The sequence below is a fragment of the Collinsella aerofaciens genome (genome assembly GCF_015556945.1).
Classification (GTDB): domain Bacteria; phylum Actinomycetota; class Coriobacteriia; order Coriobacteriales; family Coriobacteriaceae; genus Collinsella; species Collinsella aerofaciens_AO.
In genome coordinates this window covers 1-3704 of sequence record NZ_JADNNH010000051.1, presented here as the reverse complement: position 1 = coordinate 3704, position 3704 = coordinate 1, and the positions used below count along the sequence as shown (strand labels likewise).

Annotated in this window: 4 protein-coding genes; all 4 read right to left on the bottom strand. The window is 55.8% G+C overall.

The genetic code is table 11. From position 1 onward, the window contains the following. Nucleotides 1–235 precede the first annotated feature (235 nt). Nucleotides 236–1351, bottom strand: coding sequence for an SIS domain-containing protein (locus tag I2F59_RS09710; protein WP_195361938.1), 1116 nt, complete (start codon nucleotides 1349–1351; stop codon nucleotides 236–238). A 194-nt stretch (nucleotides 1352–1545) separates the two neighbouring features. Next, on the bottom strand, nucleotides 1546–2259 hold the full coding sequence (locus tag I2F59_RS09705; RefSeq protein WP_195504001.1) for a GntR family transcriptional regulator: 714 nt from the start codon (nucleotides 2257–2259) through the stop codon (nucleotides 1546–1548). Beyond that, nucleotides 2244–3011: a GntR family transcriptional regulator gene (locus I2F59_RS09700; protein ID WP_195504000.1), complete on the bottom strand. Its 768-nt coding sequence runs from the start codon at nucleotides 3009–3011 to the stop codon at nucleotides 2244–2246. Before I2F59_RS09700 ends, I2F59_RS09705 begins: the two co-directional genes overlap by 16 nt. A 38-nt stretch (nucleotides 3012–3049) precedes the next feature. Next, a complete protein-coding gene (locus tag I2F59_RS09695; RefSeq protein WP_195503999.1) occupies nucleotides 3050–3538 on the bottom strand; it encodes a hypothetical protein in 489 nt (162 codons plus the stop codon). Between the last annotated feature and the right edge of the window lie 166 nt (nucleotides 3539–3704).

The following is a 3704-nucleotide window of genomic DNA, read 5'->3' as shown; positions in this document are numbered from 1 at the left end:
TGAGCTCGTCCCAGGTGCCGCCGACGCCCATCAGGAACACGGCGTCGTAGCCCTCGTCGGCGACCTTGTCGGCGAGCGCGGTCATCTTCTTGCCGGTCTCGTAGAGCGCCTTGCCGTCCTCGAGATAGCCCTCCTGGTCGAAATGCATGATCTCGATCTTCTCGGTTTCCTTCATTTGTCTCTCCTTTCTGGGGTTGTTTCCACATCCCCCATGCCAACGGGCATCAAAACCCGCTTACATTCCGTAACACTCAGCCGCTTTGGCCTTAAGCGCATTGACTGACTCTTCGTAGCCCTCTGCCTTGACCTCCATTTGCTTGGAAACAGCATCGAGATACGGGTGAACGTCCCATGACTTCAGACGCTCGGCGATTATTGCCGCAATCGTCTGGAAGAACACGAGATTGGGAATTGCGCTGAGCAGCGGAGCCACCTGAGGCACCACAACCTCGTGAGCCCCACCCTTGGGATGGGCCGTGAGCAGCACCGTTTTTGTCGTAACGTTCGATAGCGCATCGGCGATATTCGCAAGACGCTCCGACCCCTGCGGATCGTCGACAATAAACACCAGATAGCCCGGAACGATCTGCATCTCGGGACCGTGGACGAACTCCTCGCCTTCGTGATGCATGGCAGGAATCTTGATGGTCTCGCTCAGCTTGAGCGCTGCCTCCTCGGCAACACCATAGTTGGGGCCGTTGCCGACGACCATAGCGGGCGTGTGCTCAGAAAGCTCGAGCATGTGGTCTTGGACATATGCCTCGGCGGTCTTGCACATCACGGCATTGGCCTGGATAGCCTCGCGCAGGTCGTCAAGACGCTGGGCAACGCCCTTGGCGTCAATCGTTCCGCGCGCCTGACCGCCGTAAATACCAAAGAGCACCAGGTACTCAACGAGAACCTCGACGCCCAGAGTCACAAAGTCCACCGACTCGACGCCCACACCGTAGTCAAGAACGATGTCAGCGTGTTCCTTGATGGGTGCCTCGACGTTTGCCGTGAGCGCAACTGCAGCCATATCGTGTGCGCGCATGTAATCGAGCGCCGCAATCGTATTGGTTGAATAGCCGCTCTGCGAGACGGCAATGTTAAGCGCATGCTGTGGATAGGTGTGTTCAAAATCGACGAAGGCCTCGGGCGTCACAACGGACACCTGCATCTGCAGCGCATCTTGCAGGTAATCGCGGGCGCAATCCGCAGCATGGCGCGACGAACCCGAAGCAACGATGCGCAGCGCGTCAAAAGAACCGGACTGGAAAATATCAACGAGCTGCGCTACCAGCTCAGACGAACGCTCGAGGTTCTCCCCCATACGCACATGGGCAAGCTGAACGTAATCGAGCATCTTCATCGTCTCACCTCGTAACAAATCATTAGTATTTGATGCCAATCACAGTTACAGGTTACGGCTTTTTGATACCTCTTTGTCGATTAATTTATCCCCATCGGCGAACGGTCGATTTTGAGCCATGTAAGGTTGTATATACGGTCTGCTCAACGAATCAAAATTCCGTCAACTTTTCAGCCCGTTATGCAAAAAACCAGCTAGTACGTATAGGTATATCCACCCGCATCACCGCGGTTAAACGACTTGACGTACTCGATCGCCTGGCCGCTCGCATCGAAGCTCACACACTCAAGCGTCAAAGCAAGATCGCCCTGTTCCAGTCCAAGGAGGCCGGCATCTCGTGCGCCCAGCGCTTCGATATCGAGCTTTTCCTGTGCCATGACTGGCTTTCGGCCCAGCATCTCATAGGTCTCGTACAAACTGAAGACCGACACGTCAATATCTTCGATGGTTGGGAACAGCAGGCAGGGAATCAGCGCCGTCTCAATCGATACGGGGCTACCGTTTATGCAGTTCAGGCGTCGAACGGAATAGAGCAGGTCGTCCTCGGCGATGCCAAACAGGTCGGCGTAATATGGCCCCGCATAACGCTTGGAACGCGCGAGAATACGGACGGACGGCTCGCCGCCCGAAGCACGGACCGATTCACGGAAACCGACCGTGCGTTCAAAAAAAGCAGGTACTTTCTGCGCCACAAAGGCACCTTTTCCCCGAACACGGCGAATCTGCCCGCGCCGAACCAGCTCATCGACAGCGCTTCGGATGGTCAAGCGTGTCGTACCAAATTCCTCGGCGAGGTCTTTTTCGGACGGAATCATGGAACCCGTGGGATATGCACCGCGCTCGATACGTTCCTCGATGCGGCGTCGAATGCGCATATAAACCGGGGTGGCATCTACTGTTTCAGCCATTGTTCACCTGCCACGCTCCTCATGCCGTTCTTTTCGCCGTTATCGGCAAAGCGGAACTTTGTGGGCAAAATCACCGATTTGCAATGCTCCACAAAACGCATGTCCTTATCAAATTCGATCGAGCTCTCATAGAACACCGGCGTTCCCTCTTCTTGCTGGAGCAGCTCGGCCTCTTCGACGTTCAAACGCGAGATGGAGATATGCTCACGTCCATGCTCAACGCGCACGCCACCTTCTTTGAGCAAGACATCGTAAAGGCTCTCACACTCAAAATCGTGCTCGGGAAGCGATGGGCACAGGGACAGGTTAACGTGAGCGGTCTCGATTGACGCCGGCTCGCCCTCAATAAGTCGAACGCGCTGCATGCGGAGCAAGGGAGCGCCTACAGCCACCCCAAGCTTGTCGGCAAGCGCCTCATCCGCCTCGATGGTCCCGGTGGAAACCAGACGAGAAGAGGGGTGCAGGCCGGCAGTCCGCACAGCATCGGAAAAGTTATACGTTTCCTGGAAGATATTCAGCGGCTTGGGAGGACACACATACGTGCCCGATCCGCGACGGCTCTCGAGCGTTCCACACGAGATAAGCCGCGTGATACCGGCACGCAACGCCGTACGCGAAACGCCAATCTCTTCGCACAGCACGCGCTCGGCCGGCAGGCGATCGCCGCCGGCAAGCTGATGGTGCTGGATATACCAAAGAATTCCCTCAACAGCACGATCTTTGGGGGGAATTGCATAAGATTCGCCTGCCATTGCACAGACTCCTCATTCAGACACGTATGCCGCCAAAATTAGGTCAGCCCTCCCATGGCATCAAATTCGGCCTTGATCTTCTCGGCGACATTCCGATACGACTTATATAGACTTGAATCGCGTTTGACCTCGTCGGTCATAACGGGAATCTCTAATTTGGAAACCTCGTCTTTTCCCGTCTGAACCGCCACAACAACGCCCATACCAAGACACATATTACGCTTGGCAGCATTTATTTTTGCTGCCTTGGCAGGATTTGCCAGGATACGCTGGGCAAATTCCTGTTTAGAGACCGCTTCTTCGGCCTCCGGATCGCCCGCCTCGGCCACTTCGCACTGCAACACGTCCGCATAGTCAAAAATCTTCGGCTCGCCGCCGCGCTGATGCACGGCCCACTTGCGGCGCGTGGCATCCTGGTAGATGGCCGGCAAAAATGTAAACCGCGGCGGGTCCAAAATCGTATCCGTGATGGTAAACACATCGGGATCAAAGGCATCCTGCGGGTTTTTCTTCTTGAACAGCCCCATATCAGCCTCCCGTACTAGCATTAAACAACTCAAGCTGAATATAGCACCAATTTCAAGCCGCTGCCTTACCCTATCGGTGCGCGGCGTCTAAGGCTCGCCCAGCGGAAGAGTTAACGGACGAGGGCCGGGGTGCCTGCCTTGTTTTGAGAAGTGGGCTCCAGATCGG

Excerpts from the sequence above, each read along its gene's own strand:
- I2F59_RS09705 (WP_195504001.1), bottom strand. The coding sequence starts at position 2,259 with ATGGCTGAAACAGTAGATGCCACCCCGGTTTATATGCGCATTCGACGC.
- I2F59_RS09700 (WP_195504000.1), bottom strand. The coding sequence starts at position 3,011 with ATGGCAGGCGAATCTTATGCAATTCCCCCCAAAGATCGTGCTGTTGAG.
- I2F59_RS09695 (WP_195503999.1), bottom strand. The coding sequence starts at position 3,538 with ATGGGGCTGTTCAAGAAGAAAAACCCGCAGGATGCCTTTGATCCCGAT.
- I2F59_RS09710 (WP_195361938.1), bottom strand. The coding sequence starts at position 1,351 with ATGAAGATGCTCGATTACGTTCAGCTTGCCCATGTGCGTATGGGGGAG.